This is a genomic window from Streptococcus suis, assembly GCF_002964575.1.
Lineage (GTDB): Bacteria > Bacillota > Bacilli > Lactobacillales > Streptococcaceae > Streptococcus > Streptococcus suis_R.
Genome location: NZ_POQQ01000060.1, coordinates 83,162 through 108,294, shown reverse-complemented (window position 1 = coordinate 108,294; position 25,133 = coordinate 83,162). Strand labels below are relative to the sequence as shown.

30 protein-coding genes and 1 pseudogene are annotated in these 25,133 nt (G+C 44.3%); 29 read left to right on the top strand and 2 right to left on the bottom strand.

Translation table 11 applies throughout. The annotated features are described in order from the left end of the window. The first annotated feature begins 62 nt into the window (after nt 1–62). The 13 genes and pseudogenes from C1E58_RS09200 to mmuM all read left to right on the top strand — a co-directional run bounded on the left by C1E58_RS09200 (nt 63) and on the right by mmuM (nt 12,938). Nucleotides 63–338, top strand: coding sequence for a helix-turn-helix transcriptional regulator (locus C1E58_RS09200; RefSeq protein ID WP_024386188.1), 276 nt, complete (start codon nt 63–65; stop codon nt 336–338). A gap of 25 nt (nt 339–363) precedes the next feature. Then, complete coding sequence (locus C1E58_RS09195; RefSeq protein ID WP_105210134.1) at nt 364–1,371, top strand: DUF3644 domain-containing protein; 1,008 nt, start codon at nt 364–366, stop codon at nt 1,369–1,371. A gap of 320 nt (nt 1,372–1,691) precedes the next feature. Continuing rightward, a pseudogene (locus C1E58_RS09190) lies at nt 1,692–2,827 on the top strand (tyrosine-type recombinase/integrase). Between the two features lie 97 nt (nt 2,828–2,924). Then, the gene (locus C1E58_RS09185; protein ID WP_105210133.1) at nt 2,925–3,368 is read left to right on the top strand and encodes a dUTP diphosphatase; all 444 of its coding nucleotides are present in this window, start codon (nt 2,925–2,927) and stop codon (nt 3,366–3,368) included. A 6-nt stretch (nt 3,369–3,374) separates the two neighbouring features. Beyond that, the gene (gene radA / locus C1E58_RS09180; RefSeq protein ID WP_105210132.1) at nt 3,375–4,742 is read left to right on the top strand and encodes a DNA repair protein RadA; all 1,368 of its coding nucleotides are present in this window, start codon (nt 3,375–3,377) and stop codon (nt 4,740–4,742) included. A 123-nt stretch (nt 4,743–4,865) separates the two neighbouring features. Continuing rightward, nucleotides 4,866–5,360 carry a beta-class carbonic anhydrase gene (locus C1E58_RS09175; protein ID WP_105210131.1) on the top strand — a complete coding sequence of 165 codons (495 nt, stop codon included), beginning with the start codon at nt 4,866–4,868 and terminating at the stop codon, nt 5,358–5,360. 201 nt (nt 5,361–5,561) lie between these two features. After that, a complete protein-coding gene (locus C1E58_RS09170) occupies nt 5,562–6,320 on the top strand; it encodes a TIGR00266 family protein (RefSeq protein WP_105113414.1) in 759 nt (252 codons plus the stop codon). Between the two features lie 135 nt (nt 6,321–6,455). Continuing rightward, nucleotides 6,456–6,902 (top strand): LytTR family DNA-binding domain-containing protein, encoded by a 447-nt coding sequence (locus C1E58_RS09165; protein ID WP_105210130.1) that lies wholly within the window; start codon nt 6,456–6,458, stop codon nt 6,900–6,902. A 4-nt stretch (nt 6,903–6,906) separates the two neighbouring features. Further along, nucleotides 6,907–7,572: a hypothetical protein gene (locus C1E58_RS09160; RefSeq protein ID WP_105210129.1), complete on the top strand. Its 666-nt coding sequence runs from the start codon at nt 6,907–6,909 to the stop codon at nt 7,570–7,572. Nucleotides 7,573–7,657: 85 nt separating this feature from the next. Beyond that, a complete protein-coding gene (locus tag C1E58_RS09155; RefSeq protein WP_105210128.1) occupies nt 7,658–8,938 on the top strand; it encodes an MFS transporter in 1,281 nt (426 codons plus the stop codon). Between the two features lie 71 nt (nt 8,939–9,009). Beyond that, nucleotides 9,010–10,464: a glutamate--tRNA ligase gene (gene gltX / locus C1E58_RS09150; protein WP_105210127.1), complete on the top strand. Its 1,455-nt coding sequence runs from the start codon at nt 9,010–9,012 to the stop codon at nt 10,462–10,464. A 183-nt stretch (nt 10,465–10,647) separates the two neighbouring features. After that, a complete protein-coding gene (locus tag C1E58_RS09145) occupies nt 10,648–11,979 on the top strand; it encodes an amino acid permease (protein WP_105210126.1) in 1,332 nt (443 codons plus the stop codon). Nucleotides 11,980–11,990: 11 nt separating this feature from the next. Then, nucleotides 11,991–12,938 carry a homocysteine S-methyltransferase gene (mmuM, locus tag C1E58_RS09140; RefSeq protein WP_105210125.1) on the top strand — a complete coding sequence of 316 codons (948 nt, stop codon included), beginning with the start codon at nt 11,991–11,993 and terminating at the stop codon, nt 12,936–12,938. A gap of 36 nt (nt 12,939–12,974) precedes the next feature. On the opposite strand, the gene C1E58_RS09135 is transcribed toward mmuM, so the two are convergent. Continuing rightward, nucleotides 12,975–13,337, bottom strand: coding sequence for a MerR family transcriptional regulator (locus C1E58_RS09135; RefSeq protein ID WP_105210124.1), 363 nt, complete (start codon nt 13,335–13,337; stop codon nt 12,975–12,977). A 60-nt stretch (nt 13,338–13,397) separates the two neighbouring features. On the opposite strand from C1E58_RS09135, the gene C1E58_RS09130 reads away from it, so the two are divergent. Further along, complete coding sequence (locus C1E58_RS09130) at nt 13,398–13,688, top strand: hypothetical protein (protein ID WP_105210123.1); 291 nt, start codon at nt 13,398–13,400, stop codon at nt 13,686–13,688. Here C1E58_RS09130 and C1E58_RS09125 read toward each other — a convergent pair. Further along, nucleotides 13,674–14,177, bottom strand: a complete 504-nt coding sequence (locus C1E58_RS09125) for an NUDIX hydrolase (protein WP_105210122.1) — start codon at nt 14,175–14,177, stop codon at nt 13,674–13,676. The genes C1E58_RS09130 and C1E58_RS09125 overlap by 15 nt on opposite strands. Before the next feature lie 191 nt (nt 14,178–14,368). Here C1E58_RS09125 and rnpA point away from each other — a divergent pair, with 191 nt between their 5' ends. The 15 genes from rnpA to C1E58_RS09050 all read left to right on the top strand — a co-directional run bounded on the left by rnpA (nt 14,369) and on the right by C1E58_RS09050 (nt 25,133). After that, nucleotides 14,369–14,728 (top strand): ribonuclease P protein component, encoded by a 360-nt coding sequence (gene rnpA, locus C1E58_RS09120; RefSeq protein WP_105210121.1) that lies wholly within the window; start codon nt 14,369–14,371, stop codon nt 14,726–14,728. Continuing rightward, nucleotides 14,712–15,524, top strand: a complete 813-nt coding sequence (locus C1E58_RS09115; protein WP_105210120.1) for a membrane protein insertase YidC — start codon at nt 14,712–14,714, stop codon at nt 15,522–15,524. Before rnpA ends, C1E58_RS09115 begins: the two co-directional genes overlap by 17 nt. 24 nt (nt 15,525–15,548) lie before the next feature. Then, on the top strand, nt 15,549–16,535 hold the full coding sequence (gene jag, locus C1E58_RS09110; RefSeq protein WP_105210119.1) for an RNA-binding cell elongation regulator Jag/EloR: 987 nt from the start codon (nt 15,549–15,551) through the stop codon (nt 16,533–16,535). Between the two features lie 157 nt (nt 16,536–16,692). Continuing rightward, the gene (gene rpmH / locus C1E58_RS09105; RefSeq protein WP_002939016.1) at nt 16,693–16,830 is read left to right on the top strand and encodes a 50S ribosomal protein L34; all 138 of its coding nucleotides are present in this window, start codon (nt 16,693–16,695) and stop codon (nt 16,828–16,830) included. 84 nt (nt 16,831–16,914) lie between these two features. Then, nucleotides 16,915–17,697, top strand: a complete 783-nt coding sequence (locus C1E58_RS09100) for a TatD family hydrolase (protein WP_105210118.1) — start codon at nt 16,915–16,917, stop codon at nt 17,695–17,697. Then, the gene (gene rnmV / locus C1E58_RS09095) at nt 17,681–18,250 is read left to right on the top strand and encodes a ribonuclease M5 (protein ID WP_105210158.1); all 570 of its coding nucleotides are present in this window, start codon (nt 17,681–17,683) and stop codon (nt 18,248–18,250) included. The genes C1E58_RS09100 and rnmV overlap by 17 nt, the downstream gene beginning before the upstream one ends. Further along, nucleotides 18,243–18,611, top strand: a complete 369-nt coding sequence (locus tag C1E58_RS09090) for a hypothetical protein (RefSeq protein WP_105210117.1) — start codon at nt 18,243–18,245, stop codon at nt 18,609–18,611. Before rnmV ends, C1E58_RS09090 begins: the two co-directional genes overlap by 8 nt. 97 nt (nt 18,612–18,708) lie before the next feature. Further along, nucleotides 18,709–18,996, top strand: coding sequence for a toxin-antitoxin system antitoxin subunit (locus C1E58_RS09085; RefSeq protein ID WP_105210116.1), 288 nt, complete (start codon nt 18,709–18,711; stop codon nt 18,994–18,996). After that, on the top strand, nt 18,986–19,315 hold the full coding sequence (locus C1E58_RS09080; RefSeq protein ID WP_105210115.1) for a type II toxin-antitoxin system RelE/ParE family toxin: 330 nt from the start codon (nt 18,986–18,988) through the stop codon (nt 19,313–19,315). Before C1E58_RS09085 ends, C1E58_RS09080 begins: the two co-directional genes overlap by 11 nt. Nucleotides 19,316–19,321: 6 nt before the next feature. Then, nucleotides 19,322–19,777 (top strand): 8-oxo-dGTP diphosphatase, encoded by a 456-nt coding sequence (locus C1E58_RS09075; RefSeq protein ID WP_105210114.1) that lies wholly within the window; start codon nt 19,322–19,324, stop codon nt 19,775–19,777. An 88-nt stretch (nt 19,778–19,865) separates the two neighbouring features. Continuing rightward, nucleotides 19,866–21,260 carry a hypothetical protein gene (locus C1E58_RS09070; protein ID WP_105210113.1) on the top strand — a complete coding sequence of 465 codons (1,395 nt, stop codon included), beginning with the start codon at nt 19,866–19,868 and terminating at the stop codon, nt 21,258–21,260. A 1-nt stretch (nt 21,261) separates the two neighbouring features. Then, nucleotides 21,262–21,597, top strand: a complete 336-nt coding sequence (locus C1E58_RS09065) for a hypothetical protein (RefSeq protein WP_105210112.1) — start codon at nt 21,262–21,264, stop codon at nt 21,595–21,597. Then, complete coding sequence (gene rsmA / locus C1E58_RS09060; RefSeq protein WP_105210111.1) at nt 21,594–22,469, top strand: 16S rRNA (adenine(1518)-N(6)/adenine(1519)-N(6))-dimethyltransferase RsmA; 876 nt, start codon at nt 21,594–21,596, stop codon at nt 22,467–22,469. The genes C1E58_RS09065 and rsmA overlap by 4 nt, the downstream gene beginning before the upstream one ends. Continuing rightward, the gene (locus tag C1E58_RS09055) at nt 22,466–23,251 is read left to right on the top strand and encodes an ElyC/SanA/YdcF family protein (RefSeq protein ID WP_105210110.1); all 786 of its coding nucleotides are present in this window, start codon (nt 22,466–22,468) and stop codon (nt 23,249–23,251) included. Before rsmA ends, C1E58_RS09055 begins: the two co-directional genes overlap by 4 nt. Before the next feature lie 151 nt (nt 23,252–23,402). Then, nucleotides 23,403–25,133 carry a hypothetical protein gene (locus C1E58_RS09050; protein WP_161951294.1) on the top strand — a complete coding sequence of 577 codons (1,731 nt, stop codon included), beginning with the start codon at nt 23,403–23,405 and terminating at the stop codon, nt 25,131–25,133.

Here is a 25,133-nt window from a genome sequence, read left to right as displayed (position 1 = left end):
AGAAGAAAATGATATATGATACATTGCTAATAAGAAGTACATAATAAAGAAAGTGTGAAAATATGGATGAATTAATGCAACAAATGGCTGATAAATTCGGTGACATGGTCCAGGCTGTAATCATTGAAAAAACAAAAGTCATTGATATTGATCAGACATTGCCCCTGGAACTTAACCAAAAACAATTGGCAACTTTGCTCGGTTGTTCTACAAGTCGCTTGCATGAATTTATTTATCGGAAAGATTTCCCCAAGATTGATAGAGGCCGAGGAAGAAGATTAGCCTTCCCAAGAGATGCCGTACGGGAATGGTATAACAACAATTGGCATAAACTGTAATATAAACCAAATAGAAAGGAAATACATGGAGCATTTAAGTAAAAGGTTGGTTGATAAAAGTGTTGAAGCTTTCATTATGGGTCTTGAAATTTATAATAAACCAACGATTAAGTATCGAATTGAGGGCTTTAGTTTCTTTATTTGTAATGCCTGGGAGTTGATGTTAAAGGCTCATATCATTAATAATGACAGTGAGGAAGCTATCTACTTTAAGGACAGCAAAGACCGAACTATCTCATTGGAAAATGCAGTAGAAACAGTATTTCCAGATAAACATGGATCGTTGAGAAAAAACCTTGTCCAAATTATTGAACTTAGGAACACCAGTACTCACTTTATAACAGAAGATTACGAACATATCTATGCCCCCTTGTTTCAAGCTTGTGTGTCTAATTACATTTCTAAAATGCAAGAGTTCCACCAGGAAGATATTACTAAACAAATCGCACAAAATTTCCTGACTCTATCTGTTCGTATTGACCAACTTAATCAAGAAGAAATTAGAGCTAAGTATTCTCCAAAAATGGCAGAACGTTTACTATCTGAACAAGCAAAGATTGAAAGGGAAATTTCTGCTAGTAATTCTGACTATGCTGTCCCAGTAGAAACACGATTCTATATCACTAAGCGAAAACAAGATGCTGATTTAGTAGTTAAGTTAGACAATGGTGCTGAAACAAGTGTCGGCATACTCCGAGAAATTAAAGATCCAAATGCAATATATCCACTGACTACTAAGGAAGTTATAAAAATTGTTAATAAGCGTTTAAGAGCGAAAGGGATTTTGTTAACAAAAATAGTCAATGGTGAAAAGCAAAAAAGGCCGTTTACAACAAACGACCTGCAACTATTTAATGCATTTTACGATATAAAGAAAAACGAACGTTATTGCTACCATTATAAAATTGGTAATCGATATGGCTATGCTCAAGCATTCTGTGAGTTTATCGTTGAAGAGATTGAGCGAAGCCCTGAAACATTCGTAGAAAACTTGAAAAAGAAGACAAAAAAAGATAACCCCAGGCATATGTGAATTCTCGTCCATTGACTTACTCCCATTCGGGAACACAACGTTAATCCTTCGCAAGTTATCTCGTTGACTATATTATACCACGCGCGCGAGAAAAGTAAAGTATTTTGTTAGCGACCTAGTAAGTTAAATTTGTCAAAGAACTCTGAAAGACAGCTTTAAATCGTCCGTATCGGATTTTATTCTTGACTGGTATAATTTACCCTACCCACCCAAAATAAACGAAAATAGTGCTATTCTCGTAAGCCCTTGCATGATATAAACAAACTTAATCTAAAATCTTTTTAATAACAGCCTGCCTGCTGATGGAAAGGTTTATGATCATGAAAATTACTGAAGTAACAAAAAAAGACGGTAGCATTGTTTACCGTGCCAATATCTATCTGGGTACAGATGTCATTACTGGCAAGAAAGTAAAAACCAGCGTGACGGGTAGGACAAAAAAAGAAGTCAAGCAGAAAGCCAAACAAGCACCGATTGAGTTTGTAAGAAATGGGTCAACGGTCAAAAAGGAAGTAGAAGTAAAAACCTATCAAGAATTGGCTTACCTTTGGCTTGAAAGTTATAAGCTGACTGTAAAGCCTCAGACTTTTGTAGTAACCAAAAGGCAACTATATAACCACCTTATCCCAATATTTGGAGGAATGAAACTAGATAAGATAGTACCAGCCACTATTCAGCAGTTTGTTAATGGTCTGGCTCCTAAGTTAGTAAATTTTAAAGCTATTCATTCAATCAATAACAGAGTTTTACAACATGGGGTACTGTTGCAAGTTCTGGCCACAAATCCGGCTCGGGATGTAATATTACCTCAAAAGCAAAGAAAAGGCCGTGAGGCGATCAAATTTATAAAGTCTGAACATTTAAAACTGTTTCTTGAACATGCTGAGGAATTGGCAAGTAAAAAATTTAAAGATTATTATTACTTTGTTATCTTTAAGTTATTACTCGCTACAGGATGCCGTATAGGTGAATTGTCCGCTCTGGAGTGGTCTGATATTGACTTAGAAGCTGGTACAATATCAATTGGCAAAACTTATAGCATGGAGCTGCGTATTATTGGAAGCACAAAGACAAAGGCGGGAACTCGTGTGATCAGCATAGACAAAAAAACTGCCCTCATGCTGAAACAATACCGAAACCGTCAACGATTGATGTTTTTAGATGTTGGCGCGTGTGCTCCCTCTGTAGTCTTTGCGACAACTACAAGGGAATATCTACCAAGAAATTCATTTCAGGAAATTATAGATAATCGTTGTAAGGTCCTGAATATTCCGCGCTTTACTTGTCACGCTTTCCGCCATACCCACGCTAGTTTACTGCTGAACGCTGGTATTAGTTACAAAGAACTCCAGTATCCTCTAACATTTCTATGACCTTAGACACTTATGGGCACCTATCAAAAGATAAAGAAAAAGAGGCTGTTTCATATTACGAAAAAGCTATAAATAGTCTATAGGTGTACAAAAAGGTCCACAAATTACAAAAACAACTTTTCACAAGGTGCTAGAAACCTTATTAAATCAACGTTTTGAAAGGATAAATGAAAAAATAATATGAAAATCCGCGGATTCGAACTGGTCAGCCAGTTTACTGATGAAAATTTATTGCCAAAACGTGAGACCGCTCATGCAGCAGGTTACGACCTGAAGGCTGCAGAAACCGTCAGCTTGGAGCCAGGTGAGATTAAGCTGGTGCCAACGGGTGTCAAGGCCTATATGCAGGCCAACGAGGTCCTCTATCTCTACGACCGCTCGTCCAATCCTCGCAAGAAGGGGCTGGTTTTGATTAACTCAGTTGGAGTTATCGACGGCGACTACTACGGCAATCCAGCCAACGAAGGCCACATCTTTGCCCAGATGCGAAACATCACAGAAGAAATCGTGGTGGTGGAAGCTGGGGAGCGAATTGTGCAGGCTGTTTTTGCCCCCTTCCTTTTGGCTGACGGCGACCAGGCCGACGGCGTTCGGACAGGTGGATTTGGATCGACGGGGAAATAGGAGGAAATCACCATCGCTAAGAAAAAAACAACCTTTATCTGTCAATCCTGCGAGTACCACTCGCCCAAGTATCTGGGCCGCTGCCCCAACTGTGGCTCCTGGTCTAGCTTTGTCGAGGAAGTGGAAGTCGCTGAAGTCAAGAACGAGCGGGTCAGCCTGACAGGTGAGAAGACCCGTCCCATGAAACTAAATGAAGTTTCCTCTATTCAAGTGGCCCGCACTAAGACCAACATGGAGGAGTTCAACCGTGTCCTCGGTGGCGGTGTGGTGCCAGGAAGTCTGGTCCTGATCGGAGGCGATCCAGGGATCGGCAAATCCACCCTGCTCTTACAGGTATCGACCCAGCTTTCGACCATTGGTACCGTCCTCTATGTGTCGGGGGAAGAGTCTGCCCAGCAGATTAAGTTGCGGGCGGAACGTTTGGGCGATATCGACAGCGAGTTCTATCTCTATGCGGAGACCAATATGCAGAGCATTCGGACCGAGATTGAGAAGATAAAACCAGATTTCCTGATTATCGACTCTATCCAGACCATTATGAGCCCTGACATCTCCAGCGTGCAAGGCTCTGTCAGTCAGGTCCGTGAAGTGACCAATGTACTCATGCAGATTGCCAAGACCAACAACATCGCAACATTCATCGTCGGTCACATGACCAAGGAAGGCACTCTGGCTGGACCGCGGACCTTGGAGCACATGGTGGACACCGTTCTCTATTTTGAGGGCGAGCGTCAACATACCTTTCGTATCTTGCGAGCGGTCAAAAACCGCTTTGGCTCCACCAACGAAATCGGCATTTTTGAAATGCAGTCGCAGGGCTTGGTCGAAGTCCTCAATCCTAGTGAAGTCTTTCTGGAAGAGCGTTTGGACGGGGCGACTGGCTCTGCCATTGTCGTGACCATGGAGGGCACCCGCCCTATCCTTGCAGAAGTGCAGGCCCTGGTGACGCCGACCATGTTTGGCAATGCCAAGCGGACCACGACAGGCTTGGATTTCAACCGTGCCAGCTTGATTATGGCGGTTTTGGAAAAACGGGCAGGCCTGCTCCTCCAAAACCAAGATGCCTACCTTAAGTCAGCAGGCGGTGTCAAACTGGATGAGCCAGCTATTGACCTAGCGGTCGCAGTTGCCCTTGCCTCCAGTTACAAGGATAAGCCTACTAACCCTCAAGAGTGCTTTATAGGCGAAATCGGTCTAACAGGTGAAATCCGCCGCGTCAATCGGATTGAACAACGGATTAACGAAGCCGCCAAATTAGGCTTTACCAAGGTCTATGCCCCCAAAAATTCTCTGACAGGTATCAAGGTGCCCAAGGAAATCACCGTTATCGGCGTGACTACCATTGGCGAAGTCTTGCAGAAAGTATTCAACTGATGAAATCATTCGGGAGTGACAGCTAGTCGCTCCTCTTTTTACGACAAATAGTCGGGAATATGGTAAGCTAGGTCTAACCTATTTCTGAAAATTTCAGAAATTCTCAACAGACAAGGAGGTCCTATGTCTTATTTTCAAAACTTTATGAAGGCCAACAAGGCCTATGTTGACCTGCATGGTGATTACCACCTACCACTTCGTCCAAAGACAAAGGTGGCTATCGTGACCTGTATGGGCTCACGGCTTCACGTGGCGCAGGCCTTGGGCTTGGCTCTGGGTGATGCCCACATTTTGCGGAATGCAGGCGGGCGCGTGACGGAGGACATGATTCGCTCGCTAGTCATTTCCCAGCAGCAGCTCGGCACAAGAGAAATCGTGGTCCTTCACCATACAGACTGCGGTGCCCAGACCTTTACCAATGAGGACTTTGCGGTCCAACTCAAGCGGGATTTGCAAGTCGATGTCAGCGGTCAAGACTTTCTTCCTTTTACAGACATTGAAGAAAGCGTGCGGGAGGATATTGCTCTCTTGAAACAATCTCCGCTCATACCTGAAGATGTTGAAATTTTCGGTGCAGTTTATGATGTGGATACGGGTCGTATGACAGAAGTGATATAATGGATAGGGGAACTGATAGTGCAGTTTCCCATATTTTTTTTACAAAAATACTTGACACTGTTGTTTTTTAGGTGTAGAATTGTGTTATAAAAATAATACAAAAAGGAGTTGAAAATGATTTGGTTTATTTTAGCTTGTTTTTGGTTGATTATGGCTATCCTGTGGTTAACAGGTAGTTTTCGTAAAAATTAGGAGGCAACTATGTCAGACAATCGGATGAAATACACTATCGACAGCAATATGCAATTTCCTTTGGTGGAAATCGCCTTAGAAGCTGGTGAGTCAGCCTATATTCAACAGGGAAGCATGGTTTACCATACACCAAGCGTGACCTTAAATACCAAGCTCAATGCCCGTGGTGGTTCTGGTTTTGGCAAGCTCATGGGGGCCATTGGTCGTTCCATGGTATCAGGTGAGTCTATGTTTATCACGCAAGCCATTTCCAATAGTGACGATGGCAAAATTGCGCTTGCGCCTTCAACGCCAGGTCAGGTCATTGCCTTGGAACTGGGTGCAGAGCAATACCGCCTCAATGATGGTGCTTTTCTTGCCCTAGATGGTTCTGCTCAATATAAGATGGAGCGCCAGAGTGTCGGTCGGGCCTTTTTCGGTGGTCAGGGTGGTCTCTTTGTCATGACTACGGAAGGAAGAGGAACTCTATTGGCAAATGCCTTCGGTTCGATTAAGAAGATTGAACTGGATGGTGGGAGCATTACCATTGATAATGCCCATGTGGTAGCCTGGAGCCGTGACCTCAACTACGATATTCACATGGAAAATGGTTTCTTGCAATCGATCGGTACAGGGGAAGGAATTGTTAATACCTTCTCTGGCTATGGTGAAATCTATGTACAAAGCTTGAATATTGAAACCTTTGCCCAAGTCATCGGTAATCATATTGTTGGTGCTGGTGGCGATGGTGGCGGTGGCAGTTCCTCTCTGCTTGACGCGATTTTTTAATACTCAACCAGCTACGGCTGGTTTTTTGTATGCCTGATGATACCACTTACTGGCATTTTTTGACCACTTGCTGAAATGCCCTTGCAAAATTCGAGTAAGTTGATATAATAAAACCAGAAAAGCAAAGGAGGTCTTATGAAAGTTCGGATTGAATTAGATGATAGCTTAGAACAAGTCGAAGTGATTATCAGAAGCAATCAGTTAGGGCCAGAGTTGGAACAAATCCAGCAAGTCCTAAGTCGCCTGAGCCGTCCTAGTCTGGTCTTTTACAAGGGCACCAGTGAGTATTTCTTGAAACTAGAAGACCTGCTCTTTTTTGAAACGGATGGGACCAAGCTGATGGGGCATACTAGAGATGACGCCTATGAAGTCAAGATGAAGCTCTATGAACTGGAAGATTGTCTCCCTGCTCATTTTTGCCGGGTTTCCAAGTCCACCATTGCCAATGCCAAAGCCATCTATTCGCTGGACAAGTCCTTCTCGGGCACCAGTCGGATTTCCTTCTATAAGACTCACAAGGAAGTTCACGTGTCGCGACATTATTACCATTTATTAAAAGAAAAGTTACAGGAAATGAGGTAGGAAGATGAAAAAAAACGGTTTAGGGATAGCTCTGCTGGTCTTGGCGGGTCTGGTCTTGTTTCAAGACTACTTGCCAGTCATGAAGTTTCCTCTTTGGAAATTAGCGCTGGTAGTTGGATGGAGTTATCTCTTTTTCAAAGCAATGATAAAAAAACAGTTGGTCACAAGCTTTATCTGGGGAACATTGGTCTTTATTATGCTAAACAATCACTTTGATTGGCTGGAAATTGATACCTGGACCTTGATTTTAGGTGCAATACTGGCATGTGCAGGGTTGAAGATACTGATCAAACCTAAGATGAGCAGGAATGCCATTGACACAAAAGGTTTTGGTACAGGGGTGATTGGCGACAAGGGTAGGGAAATAGCTTTTGGCTCCTCTACTCGCTATATTCATGAGGAAAATTTTACCTACGATAGTGTGGAGGTGGCCTTTGGCTCCAGTATGGTTTACTTTGATCAAGCGGTTATTCAGGGAGATAAGGCTGAATTTCATATCGATACGGCCTTCGCGTCAGTTGATCTTTATCTGCCGGCAAATTGGCTGGCGGTCGTGGAACTGGATAGTTCTATATCTGCTGTCAATAACTATGCAACTGGCATGGGGGAAAAGATACTGCGTATCACAGGAGATATGGCCTTCTCTACTCTGAATATCTATTACACCTAGAGTGAACAGAGAGCAGTCTATCCAGGCTCCTCTGTAGAATTAAAAGTCAGAATATTCTGTAAATTAAATAAAGAAAGGGATTACCATGAAAAAGATTTTGAAAAATGCTACCTACCTATGGGTACTGACTGCGGATATGCTGTCCAATTTTGGTGATGTTGTCTATTATCTGGCCTTAATGAACTATGTTTTACTGGTGCCCAACAGCCGTCTGGCGCTGGCAATTGTGACCTTCTCAGAAATCTTTCCTAGCTTTATGGGGCTCTTTACAGGCTATCTGGCAGACAAGACAGTCAACAAAATCAGCACTATTAAGCTGACCCTCCTCTTTCGCGTTGTACTCTACCTCATCCTCGGATTCTGCATGGGCTTTGAGCCAGCCCTCTGGATTGTCGTGGTGGCTGCAAGTTTCAATGTCTTTGCAGACTTCGCTGGCTTCTATGAAAACGGCCTCTATGCACCTCTGGGATTGCGCGTAGCACCCAAGGAAGAGCGGGAGCAGTACTCGGCCTTTCGCCAGACCGTGACCAGCCTCCTCAACATCGCCTCTCAGGCCCTCTCTGCCCTCTTGGTCGGCCTCCTCTCCTACCAAAACCTGGCCTTTCTCAACGCCGGCACCTTTTTGGCCGCACTCCTCATCATGCAGCTGCTGACGCCAGCCTTTCGCAAACTCCTGACGGAGCAGCCTTTGAAAATAGCAGAGCAGCCGAGCCAGCCTGAGCAGGCAACCAAGGGACCAGGCATTCTAGCTTCTTTCAAGCAAGCCATCGTGGAGCTGCGCAAGATCCCCGAGTTTCGTCTGGTCTTGATTACCAGCCCCATAATCAACGCCTGCGGAGCGATTCTCTATCCTATTCTGGTCCTGCTGATTAGCGAAGACTCAAGCCTTGTTTTTCTCAATGTTGAGACCACCCTTGCCCTGACAATTCTGATCTTCTTTGTCGGCAACATCTTGGGTTCGACCTTGGTCTTTACCCTTTTCAAAAAGACCAGCATGGTTACGCTGGAAGTGGCAGCCACTTTCTCTCTATTTGGAGTGTTTGTCGGAATGTTGCTTCACCAACTGCCAGTCATTCTCTTCTTCCTAGCAACTATGGGGATTGGTTTTGGGGCTAGCGGTCCCAAGTTTAATGCCAAGTTTGTCAATTCTATGCCAGAGGAGCAGCTGGCAACTATCGGTGGAGCGGTATCTACCTACTTCATGCTGGGTCAGGCCTTTGTCCGACTACTTGTTTCAGGTCTAGTCTTGGTCCTGGCCGTCGATCAGATTAGCGGACTTTTCCTAGCGGCTGCTGGCTTCTTGGTCCTTTATGTCCTCTACTGGCTGGCACGCAACCAAAAAACACCTCAAAATCAGTCTGATTAGGCTGATTTTTCTGTTATCTGAGGGTGTTCTATGCTATAATGTTCTTGATTGAAATTTTACAGGAGAGAAACATGACTAAACCAATTCGTGTGCGTTACGCACCAAGTCCAACGGGACTGTTGCATATCGGAAATGCCCGTACAGCATTGTTCAACTATCTTTTTGCCCGTCATCACGGCGGTACTTTCCTTATTCGTATCGAAGACACAGACCGTAAACGTCATGTGGAAGACGGTGAGCGTTCTCAGCTGGAAAACCTGCGTTGGTTGGGTATTGACTGGGATGAAAGCCCAGAAACCCATGACCAATACCGCCAGTCTGAGCGTTTGGATATTTACCAGAAGTATGTCGATGAGCTCTTGGCTTCAGGAAAGGCCTACAAGTCTTACGTGACCGAAGAAGAGTTGGCGGCGGAGCGTGAGCGTCAGGAAGCTGCGGGCGAAACACCTCGCTACATCAACGAATACCTGGGTATGTCTGAAGATGAAAAAGCAGCCTACATCGCAGAGCGTGAGGCGGCTGGCATTGTCCCAACTGTCCGCTTGGCTGTCAACGAAGCTGGTATCTACAAGTGGAATGACATGGTTAAGGGCGAGATTGAGTTTGAAGGTGGCAACATCGGTGGCGACTGGGTTATCCAGAAACGCGACGGTTACCCAACTTATAACTTTGCCGTGGTCATTGATGATCATTTGATGGAGATTTCGCACGTTATCCGTGGGGATGACCACATTGCCAATACACCCAAGCAGCTCATGGTCTATGAAGCACTTGGTTGGGAAGCACCAGAGTTTGCCCACATGACCTTGATTATCAACTCTGCAACCGGTAAAAAGCTGTCCAAACGTGACACCAATACTCTTGCCTTTATCGAAGATTACCGCAAAAAAGGCTACCTGCCAGAAGCTGTTTTCAACTTTATCACACTTTTGGGTTGGACTCCTGGTGGTGAAGAAGAAATCTTCTCCAAAGATGAGATTATCCAACTCTTTGACGAAAAACGCCTCAGCAAGTCACCAGCTTCCTTCGATCCGAAAAAGTTGGCGTGGATGGGCAATGAGTACATCAAAAAAGCTGATTTGGAGACCATTTTCGACCTTGCCAAACCATTCTTGGAAGAAGCAGGGCGTTTGACAGACAAGGCAGAAAAATTGGTGGAATTGTACAAGCCACAAATGTCATCTGCGGATGAAATCGTTGGTTTGACAGACCTTTTCTTCTCTGATTTTCCAGAATTGACTGATGAAGAAAAAGAAGTCATGGCAGGTGAGACTGTTCCGACGGTTCTCAATGCCCTCAAGGAAAAATTGGAAGCCATGACAGACGAAGATTTCCAACCAGATAACATCTTCCCACAAATCAAGGCTGTTCAAAAAGAAACAGGCATCAAGGGCAAAAACCTCTTCATGCCTATCCGTATCGCCGTTTCAGGCGAAATGCACGGACCAGAGTTGCCAAATACCATTTACCTGCTCGGCCGTGAAAAATCCATCCAGCATATTGATAATATGTTGAAGAGTTTGTAAGATAAATAATCCCCGCTGTCACGTGACGGCGGGGATTTTGTTATAACTGATAACTATAACACTCGCGTTGAAAACGGTATAACGATTTTCTGAAAAACTGTGTTATCATAAATAAATCATTACTATTTAGGAGAGTTTATGGAAAATCATAATTTTGAAAATGAAGGTACCTTCAATTGAGAGATGAACAGCCGTCATTTGCAGATGTTGTCCATCGGTGGGGTTATTGGAACAGGTTTGTTCTTGAGTTCGGGCTATACCATTGCACAGGCTGGACCATTTGGAGCTATTGCAGCTTATCTTTTTGGAGCTGTTATGGTTTATTTGGTTATGTTTTCGCTGGGGGAGCTTTCCGTAGCCATGCCAGTAACAGGCTCCTTCCATACCTATGCTACTAAGTTTATCAGTCCTGGTACTGGTTTTATGGTGGCCTGGATGTATTGGCTTTGCTGGGTAGTCGCACTGGCTTCTCAGTTCGTCGGAGCAGCTCAACTTATGCAACGTTGGTTTCCTAGTGTGCCAATTTGGATTTTTGCAACGATTTTCGCCATCGTTGTCTTTGCTTTAAATACGCTTTCGGTTGGCTGGTTTGCCAAGGCGGAGGATGCGTTGTCGTCAATCAAGGTTTATGCTATTGCAGCTTTTATTGTTCTCGGAATTTTAGCCATTTTTGGTATTTTGCCTTTTGAAGGAACCAATGCAGCGCCGTTATTTAACAATATCACAAGTGACGGTTTGCTCCCTAACGGACTAGTTGGATTTATCTCGGTCATGTTGTCAGTTAACTATGCCTTTTCCGGTGTTGAAATGATTGGAATTGCCGCTGGGGAAACAGACAATCCCAAGAAGGCAGTGCCGCAAGCCATTAAATCAACAATAGGTTTGTTGGTCATCTTCTTTGTTTTGACGATTGTTGTTTTGGCAGCACTACTTCCTATGTCAGAAGCAGGTGTTACTGAGGCTCCTTTCGTACTTGTATTGGACAAGATTGGCTTCCCTTACGCTGCAGACATTATGAACTTCATCATCTTGACTGCTATTTTATCAGCTTCTACTTCAGGGCTCTACGCTTCAAGCCGTATGCTTTGGTCTTTGGCAAACGAAGGCATGATTAGCAAGGAATTAGTAAAAATCAACAAACACGGTGTTCCAATGCGTGGTATGATTTTGTCCATGGTTGGTGTTGTTATAGCCTTGATTGCCTCAATTTATGCAGAAGATACTATTTTCTTGGCCTTGGTTTCCATCGCTGGTTTTGCGGTTGTCATTGCTTGGTTGGCTATTCCGCTTGCACAAATCGGTTTCCGACGTGAATTTTTGAAGAATCATAGCGAAGATGAATTGGAATACAAGACGCCATTTTCACCGACTTTGCCATGGATTACAGTTGTTTTGCTGGTTATTTCCATCATCGGCATCGGTTGGGATCCTTCTCAGCGTGCAGGTCTTTACTTTGGTGTACCATTTATGATTGGTTGCTATATTTATCATTATATTCGCTTTAAAAAGTGGTAGGAGGTTCTTTGATGGGTCGTTTTAAGGAACTATTAGAAAATCAAGAGTTTGTCATTTTACATGGTGCTCTTGGGACGGAATTGGAATTTCGAGGTCATGATGTATCAGGTAAGCTCTGGTCTGCCAAATATCTTTTGGAGAATCCCCAGCTAATTAAGGACATTCACAAGGACTATATTCGTGCTAGAGCAGATTTGGTCACGACATCAACCTATCAGGCGACTTTTGAAGGTTTGGCGGAAGCTGGTTTGTCACAGGCGGAGGCTGAAAAGTTGATTCGCCTGACAGTTGATTTGGCTAAGGAGGCTCGAGACGAGGTTTGGGTTGACTTGTCTGAAACTGAAAAAACAAATCGTACTTATCCACTTATTTCAGGAGATGTTGGTCCCTATGCGGCTTATTTAGCTAATGGGTCTGAATACACGGGTGATTATGGCAATATCAATTTGGAGGAGTTGAAGGATTTTCATCGTCGTCGGATGGAGCTCCTCTTAGAACAGGGGGCTGAACTTTTGGCCTTGGAGACCATTCCTAATTTTCTTGAAACACAAGCCTTGGTAGAGTTGCTGGCAGAGGATTTTCCAGAGGTAGAGGCCTATATTAGCTTCACTTCACAGGACGGACAGTCGATTTCTGACGGGACAGCTATTGAGAAAATAGCAGAGCTGGTCAACAGCAGCGAGCAGATTTTGGCGGTTGGTCTCAACTGTACAGCTCCTTCTCTCTACCCAGCCTTTCTCAGTCAGTTGAGAGAGAAAACGGATAAACCATTTGTCACCTATCCAAATTCGGGTGAGGTCTATGATGGAGCCACTCAAACTTGGAAAGAAGAAGCTGACCATAGCCACAGCCTTTTGGACAATACTCTGGCTTGGCATAAGCTAGGAGCTAAAGTGGTTGGAGGTTGTTGCCGAACCCGACCAGCTGATATTGCAAGTCTAGTTGCTGGATTGAAATAAATGAATCCCCGCTGTCGCGTGACGGCGGGGATTTTGCTATAAATTCTGTAATTTTTCCTCAATCTGCTGGAGTAGATTTTCTAGATTTTCCTTCTGTTCTTGGAGCAGGAGGATTTGTTTTTCACGGTCGACAATTTCATCCAGTATGACCTGTTTGTTTTCTTTTAGCTGTTCGAGACTGCCGCATTTGGTGTCGTGAAGTTCTTTGATACGGATAATAGCTTTCACAGATAGTCCTAGCTGGCGAAGTCCTAGTATATTTTCTAGGTTGTTGATTTCGTCCTCGTTCCAGTAGTAATTACCGTTAATCAGTTGAGGCTGTAGCAATCCTTGTTCGGTGTAGAAGCGAAGCGTGTCGCGTTTGATACCAAATTGTTTCATAACTTGTCCTGTTTTCATAATCTCCTCTTGACAGTGCCTTACCCCCTCATGATACATTGATGGGGAAAGGAGTTATATATGGTCATTGTTGTTAAATGCTTGATTGTGCTTTATTTGGGGCCGTTGCCGCTATCTGCTTGGGTATATCGCAAGCAACTTCCCAGCTGGTTACTGGTTTTATATGCTTGCCCAGTCTTGCTCAGTTTGTTGGGCTGGCAGACAGTTTGGGGATTTATTCTCGGTTTATTTTTGGCTTGCGGTGTGCGTGTCTTAGGTGGTCGCATTCTTTTTGGGAGAAACCATCTCAGTCACTTTTTATCTCATGTTGTACTGAGTTTCAGTCTCGCTCTTGCCCTATTCTTGTTCTAAAAACAAGCTCTCCACATAGTCCTTCTGCCTTGGGATAATCAGTTCTGTTTCTAGGAAGTCTTTCAACTTTTCTTGTGGGATCCAGATGTAGTGGCTGGTTTCTTTAGATTGGAGTTGGATGGCAGATTTGTCCCAGTCGGTTTCAGCCCAGTAGCAGTGGAAGAGGCACTGGTCGTCATGGGCGACAAAGTGTGTATGGTGGCGGAGTTGGTTAGCTGTCAGTTCAATGCCAGTTTCTTCGCGGACTTCGCGTAAAATGGCCTGCTCTGCTATTTCCCCAAACAAGGCTGATCCTCCTGCTGTCGCTTCGTAATAGTCAGGGTAGGAGGGCTTGGTGCTGTCGCGTTTCATGAAGAGGGTGCTGCCGTCGAGGTGACGGATGATGCACTCGACGACTAGATGGTAGAGGCCGTCGGGAATGGCTTCTCCACGTGTGAGGGTGTGGTCGGTCAAGTGACCGTCGGCTGTGTAGGCGTTCCAGATTTCCATGTTTTGCTCCTTTTTTAGATTGGTTATTTAGTATAGCACAAAAGGACTTGGTGGACAACTGGTTTCGGTGTTGATGAAAGCGGATAAAAAAACGTACAAAAAATGCCAAAAAGCCTATTATACAGGCAGTTTATTGGCTTTTTTGAATTTTATGGTATAATAGAGATAATTTTGAAAGATGGAGTGACGGTTTGAAGAAAAGCTATCGTGTCAAGCGTGAACGAGATTTTAATGACATTTTTACAAAAGGAAAGAATGTAGCCAATCGGAAGTTTGTAGTCTACTGCTTGCCAAAGGAACAGGCTCATTTCCGAGTAGGACTATCTGTCAGCAAGAAATTGGGAAACGCTGTCATGAGAAATCGTATTAAGCGTAGACTGCGCCATGTCTTGATAGAATGCCAGCAAGAGTTGGTGACGGATGACTTTGTTATCATCGCTCGGAAGGGTGTTGAAGAGCTGTCCTATCAGGAAATCAAGAAAAACCTCATCCATGTTTTGAAACTAGCCAAATTATACCAGGAAGGTGTTGCGATTGAAAAAGAATCTTAAGTGGGCTGGCCTGCTTGCCACAACTCTACTCGTGCTAACCGCTTGTGGAACAGGAACGGCCTCTAGTCAGTCTTCGGACGCTTGGAACGGATTGATTAAATGGTTTGCCAGCATTATTCAATTCTTGTCCATCAACGGTCAGATTGGTATCGGGATTATTCTCTTCACGATTATCATTCGGACGCTCTTATTGCCCTTGTTCCAGATTCAAATGAATTCTTCGCGTAAAATGCAGGAACTTCAACCTCAGTTGAAGAAATTGCAAGAAGAGTATGCTGGAAACGATATGGATACCCGCCAGAAACTGTATGAGGAGACACGCAAACTCTATAGAGAGAACGGTGTAAATATGACCTCGTCCATGTGGCCGCTCTTGATTCAGATGCCGATTTTGATAGCCCTCTATCAAGCTCTGACAACTGAGGAAGCTCTCAAGGTTGGACAGTTCCTCTGGGTAAATCTTGGTGAACCTGACCCTTATTTTATTTTGCCCATATTAGCGGCAGCCTTCACTTTCTTTAGTACATGGTTGGCCAATAAAGCAGCTATCGAGAAAAACGGAGCGGTTACTGCCATGATGTATGCCATGCCAGTCTTGATTTTCTTCTTTGCAGTTACAGCAGCTAGTGGTGTGGCCTTGTACTGGACTGTTTCCAACGCCTATCAAGTGGTTCAAACCTTGGTGTTTAATAATCCTTTTAAAATCATAGCAGAGCGTCAAGCTAAGATTGATGCTGAAAAAGAGCGTCAAGCTAAAATCAGACGGGCTCAGAAAAAAGCCCGCAAGCAGAAGTAGGATGAAACGAATAGGAGAGAGAAAATGAAATTTACAGGTGCAAATGTTGAAGAAGCCATTCAAAATGGTTTAGAAGAGCTAAATATTCCCCGTAAGAAAGCCCACATCACCGTTGTAGCGCGTGAGAAAAAAGGTTTCTTTGGTTTTGGTAAAAAACCAGCTGTCGTAGATATTGATGTTATCAACGAAACAACGGTTGTCAAAGCCAATCAAAAAGCAGTTCGTGGCGTTCCAAGTGAAATCAATGAACTCAATGAGCCAGTCAAGAGTGTTTCAGAAGCTACGATTGACCTTGGGAAAGTTGTTGCGGCTGTGAAAGAGTTTGAAAAATCAGGCCAAACGCTCGATGATGAGATCAAGGCCCAAATTTTGAAAAATGAAAAAGAAGCGACAACCATTCTTGAAGAAACTGGTCGTATTGAAATTCTTTCTGACGAATTATTAGCAGGCGTTAGCCAGACAACCACTCAAGAAGAAGTTGCTAGTCCAGAGCCAGTTGCCAAGGATGAATTTGCTGATTTAAATATTAAAATTGAGCCGCAGTATGACATTGAACAGGTTGTTGCAGAAGTTTCTACCTACATCCAAGAAATTTTGGATGATATGGATGTGGAAGCAAGTATTGAAACCAGTCACAGCCGTCGCACCATCAACATCCAAGTGGATACCAATGAACCTGGACGTGTCATCGGCTACCATGGCAAGGTCTTGAAAGCCTTGCAACTCTTGGCTCAGAACTTCCTTTACAACCGTTATGAGCGCAATTTCTACATTACGATTAACGTGAATGACTATGTAGAACACCGTGCAGAAGTGCTTCAAGGCTATGCGCAAAAGTTGGCGGAGCGTGTCTTGGCTGAGCAAGAAGCCTACCATACGGATCCAATGTCTAGCAGTGAGCGTAAAATCATCCACCGCATCATTTCAAAAATGGACGGTTTGACAAGCTATTCAGAAGGTAGTGAACCAAACCGCTATGTTGTAGTGGATATTGAAGGAAATCATGATTAAAAAGAGGCTGAGCCTCTTTTTTTCTCAATCTGCTTGAAAATAGGAAAGAATAGCTTGACAAACCCCCAGAATTTATATAAAATAGTTTGGTATGTTTAGTAACTGATCAAAACTAGCCGGCTAAACGAATACAAGAATCTAAGAGGAGGTATTCATCGTGAAACGTACTTTTCAACCAAGTAAAATCCGTCGCGCACGCAAACACGGTTTCCGTAGCCGTATGGCAACTAAAAACGGCCGTCGCGTGTTAGCAGCTCGTCGCCGTAAGGGACGTAAAGTTCTTACAGTAGCATAAGAATACAACTAAAACCAGCAGAAACTCGAGTCTGCTGGTTTTTTCGTAGGAAAAGAATGGCTTGAAATATGGTACAATAGAATCATGATACAGATATTTGATACCCACACCCACCTCAACGTTGAGCAGTTTGACGGTCGGGTCCAAGAGGAATTAGACTTTGCCAAGGAAATGGGGGTCACCCTCCACAATGTGGTCGGTTTTGACCGAGCAACCATTGACAAGGCTATGGAACTGGCTGACCAGCATCCTGAAATTTATCTGACATTGGGCTGGCATCCGACAGAGGCTGGCACTTATGATGAAGAAGTTGAACGTTATCTACTCAAGGCTCTTAAGCATCCCAAGGTCATTGCCCTGGGGGAGATTGGGCTGGACTACTACTGGATGACGGCAGATAAGGAAACCCAGGCTCGTGTTTTCAAGCGACAGATGGAGCTGGCCAAGCAGTTGGACTTACCCTTTGTGGTTCATACCCGCGACGCTCTGGAAGATACCTACCAGATCATCAAGGAAGTCGGCGTCGGTCCGCGTGGAGGCATCATGCACTCCTTCTCTGGCACTCTGGAGGAGGCTCAGGCCTTCATGGACCTGGGCATGCACATCTCCTTCTCGGGAGTGGTGACCTTTAAGAAAGCTGTCGAACTTCAGGAAGCGGCGCAAGCATTACCCCTAGAAAAAATCCTAGTCGAAACGGATGCACCCTACCTGGCGCCTGTTCCCAAGCGTGGTCGGGAAAATCGCACCGGCTACACTCGATATGTGGTGGAAATGCTGGCCCAGCTTCGCAACCAGTCGGTCGAAGAAGTGGCGAGGGCGACCTACGAGAATGCAAGGAGCTTGTTCAGAATTGACTCAGAAAATTAAGATACAGGAAGTCCTCGTTGTTGAGGGAAAAGACGATACAGCAAACCTAAAACGATTTTATGAGGTGGATACCTACGAAACCAGAGGTTCTGCCATATCAGACGATGACTTGGAACGCATCGAGAAACTCCATGACCTGCGGGGCATTATTGTCTTTACTGACCCAGACTACAATGGAGAGCGGATTCGGAAAATGATTATGCAGGCTATTCCCACGGTCAAACACGCCTTTTTACAGCGGGACGAGGCCAGGCCCCAGTCCAAAACAAAAGGGCGGTCCTTGGGCATTGAGCACGCCAGCTTTGAGGACTTGGAAAAAGCCCTCGCAGGCGTGCGTGGTTACTACGATGATGAAAATAACTTTGACATCACCAAGTCAGATCTGATGCGCCTAGGCTTGCTTATGGGCGGAGACAGTCGCAAGCGGAGGGAGTATCTGGGAGAAAAGCTCCGCATCGGCTACTGCAACGGCAAGCAACTGCTCAAACGCTTGGAGCTGTTTGGGATTGGTCTGGCGGAAGTTGAGGAGGCAATGGAGAGCTATCATGGATAGGGTCTACGCTGTTAAGTGCTTGGTAAAAAACGAGTTTGAGCCTACTTATGAGAATTACTCATCTTATGAAGAAGTGACCTACTTGCTGCCTGCTAATGTTCTTGTTTGGGAGGATGAGCAGGTTGATAAGAATAAACTAGCAGCCTATTTGCGTGGTCTAGTTGAAGATGGCTATGTCAATGCGGATGGTATTTGGAAGCAGAGCCGTTTGTTTCATATTGTCGGTGTGCAAGAAATGGACGATAGGGTGGAGTTTGATGTGCCAGCCGTGGAAGTCTATCGCTGGTTTTATAATTTTGAACGTCCAGTTACTGAGGAGGAATTTTTGAATCTCTATTATTTTGATGATTTGGGGAGATAAACAATCTAGAGCGGAAATGTTACTATTTCTGCTTTTTTGAAGATTGCTACTGAGATCTATTCGTGTTACAATATAGAAAACTAGGAGGTGGACTAGATTGATAACTATAAACAAAGATGCCCAAGTAAATTTTAAAACCGACTCTAGACTTTTAGAGAAAGCCAAGGAAGTATTTGCTATGAACCAGCTGGATTTGACCTCTGGTTTCAATCTCTTCTTGCAAAACATTGCTGTAAAAAATGAGTTGCCCATTCTGACAGAAGAAGAGTTGGAAAGAGAAGAGTTGTTTTTACAACTTCAAAAGGAAATTCAGGAAAACCAACAGGCGATTGAGGCAGGTCAAGGGATCAGCCTAGAAAGTGTCAAAGAGAAGTATGGAATTTGAGTCTTATTCAGTGATACTTGCTCCAGCAGTGGATAAGGAATTGGCAGATATTTACGCCTATTTTTCGGAACAGTTCTCAGAAGAAATTGCTAAAAGACGAATTGGTATGATTGTCGAAGCATTGGAGAGTTTGCAAATTTTTCCTGAACGTGGTTTTAACGCCGATAATCGTTTTGGTAAGCAGATAGACCCGCCTCATCTGACTAGAGGTTATGTCATTGGAAAAGACTACATCGCCCTCTATCGCGTGGTAGAAAATGAAGTTCGAGTGGGTCATCTTTTTGCAACCAAGAGTGATTATGTCAAGTTGTTGAAGTGAGGGAGTATGAATAGGATAGAACAAGTCATCCTAACCAATATGTGCATGATTACAGACGGTCAGCAGGTATTAGTCCAGGATAGGAAGTCTGAAAAGTGGCCTGGAATTACATTTCCTGGTGGCCATGTTGAACGTGGCGAGAGTATTGTTTCCTCCGTCGTTCGTGAAATCAAGGAAGAAACAGGTTTGACGGTGTCCAATCTCGAGCTTTGTGGCATTCAAAACTGGACGGATCCAACTGACCACTATCGCTATCTGGTATTTTGCTACAAAACCAGCCATTTTTCAGGTTCTATTCAATCTTCAGATGAGGGCAAGGTCTTCTGGCTTGACCGTGAGGATTTGAAGAATGTTCCGTTGGCAGACGGTTTTGAATCCATGCTGGAAATCTTTGAACAACCACAATTGACAGAGAATTATTATTGGTTTGAAGACGGCGAGTGGAAGGGGGAGAATCGGTAACGAAAGAATAGCTGGAAATGGCAGCTACCGCGATGGAGCTGAGAATTATTTCAGAATTGAGTGAGAAGTTAAATCTGGAGGATAGAAGATGGGGTTATTTGATTTTTGGAGGAAAGAAGAGAAGAAAGAAGTGACCAGTGCTTGTTTCGGAGTAATGGATTTTTTTCCTCTCAAAAAATCCAACCAATTCCTGATTATTGGTCACTTGAAGGGCAGGATGGAGGTCGGTGCAGTCTTGCAACTGTGCAATGTAGATGAAGGCCTTGATTCCCTAGGAGAAGTAATTGTTGAAAAGTTGAGTAATGGTTATCAAGAGGCTCAATTTTTGATTGATGAGCCTATCGTTCATCTTTTTATCAATGCTTCTGATGCGTTAGCACATCTTAAAAAAGGTAGTGTCCTACATACCAAGGATATAGATGAAAGGCAGCGCCTATCCAGTTATACTGATGCTTTGTATAGGGTTTTTGTCAAGGGACAAGCTGGCGATATGAGCAATGAGGATTATCTGTGTGCAAGTCTGGATGATAGCATTGAAATATTACGCTTGTTTTTGTGGGAGTGTCGTCACCATCAGGAAGAGGAAAGCGAAGAAGACTACCAGAGTAACCTTCGTAAGATTGCTCATCTTGAAGGAGTAATAAAAGATAAGCTTTTGGATGTGGAATCAATCTTTGTGGTATTTTCACAGCGGACGGGGGAACCCTATATGTTCTCAACAACAGTAGATCGAGGAGAGGCAGGATATCTTTGTACAGATCCTCAAATCCAAGTATTGACTCGTCGTTGGTATACGCATTATAAAGAAGCCATTGATCAGCAACCAAATACAGAGGTGAGATTGATTGAAAATGGCGAAAATAGAGAAGGTATTAAAAACTTCTTAGGTTCTAGCTTTTATCTAAATGGAGCCATGGGGGTTATTCTGAATTCAGAACACACCTGTATCAAGGCTCAAAACTTGGTAGAGGCACCGGATTTTTCTGATGTGCCTGAGATACAAATCCCTATCACAAACCCAGACGTAGTCCGTTGGTTGCTCCTAATGGGGCAGATGGGGAAACCTGAGACGAAAGATGAAGAATTGGTCTACGGACTTTATTATGGATTTTTGTCCAGAGAAATACCAAAGGCTACCTTCCTTATTCCCATGCAGCCTGATAAGAATTTCCCTGTAAAAAATGATGGGGCAGCAGAAACGGTCTTGCAAGGGGGAGCTAGCTTTAATCTTCCAACAAGGAAGGGAAAAGAGGAACGAGATGCTATCTCAATCTTTACAGATTGGAAGCGTTTGAGAATGGTCTTTGATGAGAAGTGGAGTGGCATGATTGAACCTGCTGGAGGTATGATCTCACTATACGACTACATTATCAATGGAACTCAGTATCATGAAGCGGGTTGTTATGTTAGTCAAGAATCTTTTGAGACCATGAAAAAAGTGAGTGAGAAGTATAATGATTACCGTGTAGAAGCTGGAAAATAAAATGAAAATACAAGTAGATAGGACTTCCGTCTGTATGGGTGACGATGTTTTGCCACATTCTGGCGAAATTGACATTCCAGGTGATATGACTGTAACTGGTTTAATCAAATTTTTAGAAGCTAGGACCTATTTACCGAGCATCAGAGGAAATAATGTTGTATGGCAAATTCTAAACAATGGTAGCGAAGTAGCTACTTACTTTACAAAAAATCACCTGATTACAAATGCTAACCTTTCTATAAAAAGTATGATTGACAAATCCGGTAATAATTTTTTATTTTTTAAATACCATACAAGTCCAGAGAGTTATTTGGCAAGAAAAGAGAAACACACATGAGAATCGCAGACAAAAACGTTACTCGGGCCGTCCTTGAACGCCACGGGTTTACCTTTAAGAAATCCTTCGGTCAGAACTTTTTGACCGATACCAATATTTTACAGAAGATTGTGGACACGGCAGAGATTGACCAGAATGTCAATGTCATCGAGATTGGTCCTGGAATTGGGGCCTTGACCGAGTTTTTGGCGGAAAATGCTGCCGAGGTCATGGCCTTTGAGATTGACGACCGCCTGATTCCGATTTTGGCGGACACCTTGGGTCGCTTTGACAATGTGACAGTGGTCAACCAAGACATCTTGAAAACCGACCTGCAGACCCAGATTCAGAATTTCAAAAATCCTGACCTGCCTATCAAGGTCGTGGCCAACCTGCCCTACTACATCACCACCCCTATCCTCATGCACCTGATTGAGAGCAAGATTCCCTTCAGCGAGTTCGTGGTCATGATGCAGCGGGAGGTGGCCGACCGCATTTCTGCCGAGCCAAACACCAAGGCCTACGGCAGCCTGTCCATTGCAGTCCAGTACTACATGACTGCCAAGGTGGCCTTCATCGTGCCTCGCACCGTCTTTGTGCCCGCACCAAACGTGGACTCCGCCATTCTCAAAATGGTTCGCCGCGAGCAACCCATGGTCAGCGTCAAAGACGAAGATTTCTTCTTCCGGGTGTCCAAGGCCAGCTTTGTGCATCGCCGCAAGACCCTGTGGAACAATCTGACCAACCATTTTGGCAAGTCCGAAGAAGTCAAGGACAAGCTGACACAGGCACTTGACATGGCAGAGCTGGAAGCCAGTGTCCGTGGAGAAGCACTTTCCATGGCTGACTTCGCGCGTTTGTCTGACAGCCTCCAGGAAGTTGGCTTATCATGATACTAGCACAGGCAGTTAATCAATTAGCCCAGTTTTGTGGACCGCGGGATCTATCCTCCTTGACAAGACAAGCTCTTCCAGCAGAGCAAGGACTAGGACAAGTAGATGTTCTAGCCTTTTTTGGCGGCTCCATTCTAGCAGGCGGTGACCAACTGGCAGAGGCTATTCAAAATAAGCTCGCCAAGACCTACATCATCGTAGGTGGAGCAGGTCACACGACCAACGGACTTCGCCAACAGGTGCGGGACCATTTTCCCCAGCTGGATCCGACAGGTTTGACCGAGGCAGAGATTTTTCAAGCCTACCTGGAGCAGAAGTATGGTTTGTCAGCTGATTTTCTAGAAACCCAGTCCACCAACTGCGGTAATAATGTCACCTACCTACTGGACTTGCTAGCTGATAAGGGCATTGATTTTCAGTCCATTCTGCTCATGCAAGATGCCACCATGCAGCGTCGGATGTGGGCAACGATGAAGAAGTACGCAGCGGGTAAACTCTTGCTCAACTACGCTAGCTACCAAGTGACTGTCAGGGAGGAAGAGGGCCAGCTCCAGTATGAAGATGCTCCCTTGGGTATGTGGGACATAGACCGCTACCTCAGCCTGCTTTTAGGCGAAATTCCCCGCCTGCGAGATGACGAAGAGGGCTACGGACCAAGAGGAGCCAACTATTTGGCCCATATCGACATTCCAGAAGAAGTCCAAGCCAGCTACCAGCTGGTCCAGGAAAAGACAGGTCTAGCCAGTCGCAGAGCCAATCCTAAATTTGCCAGTCCAGAGTGAAATCGGAAAGACCTTGCCTTGTTCGTTGACAGTGGGGAGAAAGCTTGCTATACTGAAATATGACTAACTTTTGAAAAATATTGTCTGCAAATTGGCAGAATATTTACAAAAACAAGAGAGGGTTTCCCTCTTTTTTTATGAAGGTATCCTTATGTTCAAAAACATGTTAAAAAAGCATCCCCATTTAGTTGCCATTGGTCTATTTGTGGGCTTTTCTTTATTGTTATTGGTTCCCCACTTGCTAACTAAAGGCATGGTGACAGGTGCGGACTTGATTTTCCACTACAATCGTTTCTATGATGCGGCTATGCAGATGAAGGAGGGGAATTTCTCCTATATTATCAGTTTGTATGGCTATCAGCAGTCAGGACGGATTGTCAATGCTCTCTACGGACCTTATTTTGCCTATCTACAAGGAGCGCTAGTTCTTTTAAGTGGGACCTGGTTCCGCTATCAGGTTTTGTCCAACCTTCTTTTGGGCACTCTGAGTGCGACCTCCCTCTATCTCCTCATGCGTGAGGTCAAGGTCAAATATGCTCATTCCATCCTCCTGTCCCTCTTCTTTGTAACGACTTACTCCATTCAGTATTGGTGGGCAACTCAAGGATTTACCAGCTGGGGAGTGGCCCTCTTTCCGCTTTGTTTGATTCCTGCGGTTCGTTTCCTACAGACTAAAAAAGTACCGATATTCCTTATGGCAGGAGCGGTAGGGCTCATGTTGCAGGTTCATATGCTATCAACCTTGTTCTTGGTCATTGCCTATGGTGTTCTCTTTCTTATTGGTTGGTGGAAATCAGACCAAAAAATGAAGATTATTGGACAAGTGGCTCTATCAGTGTGCATTTTCTTGCTTCTGACCATCAACATCTGGTTGCCACTTATTTCTATCAACGCGACCAACACCTTGGTGCCACCGTTTGTTAATAAGAAATTTGTCCTCAATACTGTAACCTGGCTCAAAACAGCCTTTCTATACTATCCCTATCCCTTGCCAATTTTCTTTGGAATCTATCTCTATTTCTTGGTGAAAAATTGGAAGAAACAATCGCTGGTTCTGGGTGGACTTGCTTTGACCTACGCAGTATTTTTAATCTTGTCAACCAACCTTTTCCCTTGGCAGTTGTTTGCAGGGAAAGGAATGACACTCGTCGAATTGATTCAATTTCCCTTCCGCTTTTTCCTCTACGCCAATGCTCTTTTACTGGCAGTCGTAGGAGTTCAGGTGTCTGGCTTGTCCGACAAACTGCAGAAAATCTTTTCAGGTGTGGCTCTTGCCTCCTTGCTTGTTTCGGTCGGTTTCCTCTGGAATGAAAGTTTTAAGGAAATCAATGGGCATTACTACAGCGATACTTTCCTGCAAAAACGCATTCATACGACCTTGTACGGCACGACGGAGGAGTTACGGGATTCCTTCCATTCCAAAGACTTGGGTGACTTTATCCACATTGCTCAGAAATCAACGCCAGACTATGTACCAGACTTGTCAGATAGCACAGGTCACATTACCAATGAAGAGTCGGACAATACCTATTTTACCTATCGTGACCAAGTGATTTTGCCAAATCAAGACTTTACCAAAGCAGTTGATGGCAATCAGCTGGTGGTGACTTGGACGGCGTCGGAAGCAGAAGAAACTGCTGTGCCAATCATTGTCTACCAAGATAGTCAGCTGGTTTTGAATGAACAGGTCTTGGATAGAGAAGAATTGGAACTTTCCACTATCGGAGTGCCAACGGTTACTAGCCAAAAAGGACAGAATACCCTTGTCCTATCCTACAAGCAACAGTGGTGGTTATGGCCAGTTATCATTATCAGTTTGACTGGATGGCTACTCTGGTTGATTTACTATGTTTTTGCCTACCGAAAATCAAATCTTTCCTAA

Excerpts from the sequence above, each read along its gene's own strand:
- C1E58_RS09100 (WP_105210118.1), top strand. The coding sequence starts at position 16,915 with ATGATACAGATATTTGATACCCACACCCACCTCAACGTTGAGCAGTTT.
- gltX (WP_105210127.1), top strand. The coding sequence starts at position 9,010 with ATGACTAAACCAATTCGTGTGCGTTACGCACCAAGTCCAACGGGACTG.
- jag (WP_105210119.1), top strand. The coding sequence starts at position 15,549 with ATGAAATTTACAGGTGCAAATGTTGAAGAAGCCATTCAAAATGGTTTA.
- C1E58_RS09145 (WP_105210126.1), top strand. The coding sequence starts at position 10,648 with ATGAACAGCCGTCATTTGCAGATGTTGTCCATCGGTGGGGTTATTGGA.
- C1E58_RS09130 (WP_105210123.1), top strand. The coding sequence starts at position 13,398 with ATGGTCATTGTTGTTAAATGCTTGATTGTGCTTTATTTGGGGCCGTTG.
- C1E58_RS09175 (WP_105210131.1), top strand. The coding sequence starts at position 4,866 with ATGTCTTATTTTCAAAACTTTATGAAGGCCAACAAGGCCTATGTTGAC.
- C1E58_RS09135 (WP_105210124.1), bottom strand. The coding sequence starts at position 13,337 with ATGAAAACAGGACAAGTTATGAAACAATTTGGTATCAAACGCGACACG.
- C1E58_RS09185 (WP_105210133.1), top strand. The coding sequence starts at position 2,925 with ATGAAAATCCGCGGATTCGAACTGGTCAGCCAGTTTACTGATGAAAAT.
- C1E58_RS09050 (WP_161951294.1), top strand. The coding sequence starts at position 23,403 with ATGTTCAAAAACATGTTAAAAAAGCATCCCCATTTAGTTGCCATTGGT.
- rsmA (WP_105210111.1), top strand. The coding sequence starts at position 21,594 with ATGAGAATCGCAGACAAAAACGTTACTCGGGCCGTCCTTGAACGCCAC.
- C1E58_RS09080 (WP_105210115.1), top strand. The coding sequence starts at position 18,986 with ATGGAATTTGAGTCTTATTCAGTGATACTTGCTCCAGCAGTGGATAAG.
- C1E58_RS09070 (WP_105210113.1), top strand. The coding sequence starts at position 19,866 with ATGGGGTTATTTGATTTTTGGAGGAAAGAAGAGAAGAAAGAAGTGACC.
- C1E58_RS09125 (WP_105210122.1), bottom strand. The coding sequence starts at position 14,177 with ATGGAAATCTGGAACGCCTACACAGCCGACGGTCACTTGACCGACCAC.
- C1E58_RS09075 (WP_105210114.1), top strand. The coding sequence starts at position 19,322 with ATGAATAGGATAGAACAAGTCATCCTAACCAATATGTGCATGATTACA.
- C1E58_RS09160 (WP_105210129.1), top strand. The coding sequence starts at position 6,907 with ATGAAAAAAAACGGTTTAGGGATAGCTCTGCTGGTCTTGGCGGGTCTG.
- C1E58_RS09155 (WP_105210128.1), top strand. The coding sequence starts at position 7,658 with ATGAAAAAGATTTTGAAAAATGCTACCTACCTATGGGTACTGACTGCG.
- C1E58_RS09090 (WP_105210117.1), top strand. The coding sequence starts at position 18,243 with ATGGATAGGGTCTACGCTGTTAAGTGCTTGGTAAAAAACGAGTTTGAG.
- C1E58_RS09055 (WP_105210110.1), top strand. The coding sequence starts at position 22,466 with ATGATACTAGCACAGGCAGTTAATCAATTAGCCCAGTTTTGTGGACCG.
- C1E58_RS09200 (WP_024386188.1), top strand. The coding sequence starts at position 63 with ATGGATGAATTAATGCAACAAATGGCTGATAAATTCGGTGACATGGTC.
- C1E58_RS09165 (WP_105210130.1), top strand. The coding sequence starts at position 6,456 with ATGAAAGTTCGGATTGAATTAGATGATAGCTTAGAACAAGTCGAAGTG.
- C1E58_RS09195 (WP_105210134.1), top strand. The coding sequence starts at position 364 with ATGGAGCATTTAAGTAAAAGGTTGGTTGATAAAAGTGTTGAAGCTTTC.
- C1E58_RS09065 (WP_105210112.1), top strand. The coding sequence starts at position 21,262 with ATGAAAATACAAGTAGATAGGACTTCCGTCTGTATGGGTGACGATGTT.
- C1E58_RS09170 (WP_105113414.1), top strand. The coding sequence starts at position 5,562 with ATGTCAGACAATCGGATGAAATACACTATCGACAGCAATATGCAATTT.
- mmuM (WP_105210125.1), top strand. The coding sequence starts at position 11,991 with ATGGGTCGTTTTAAGGAACTATTAGAAAATCAAGAGTTTGTCATTTTA.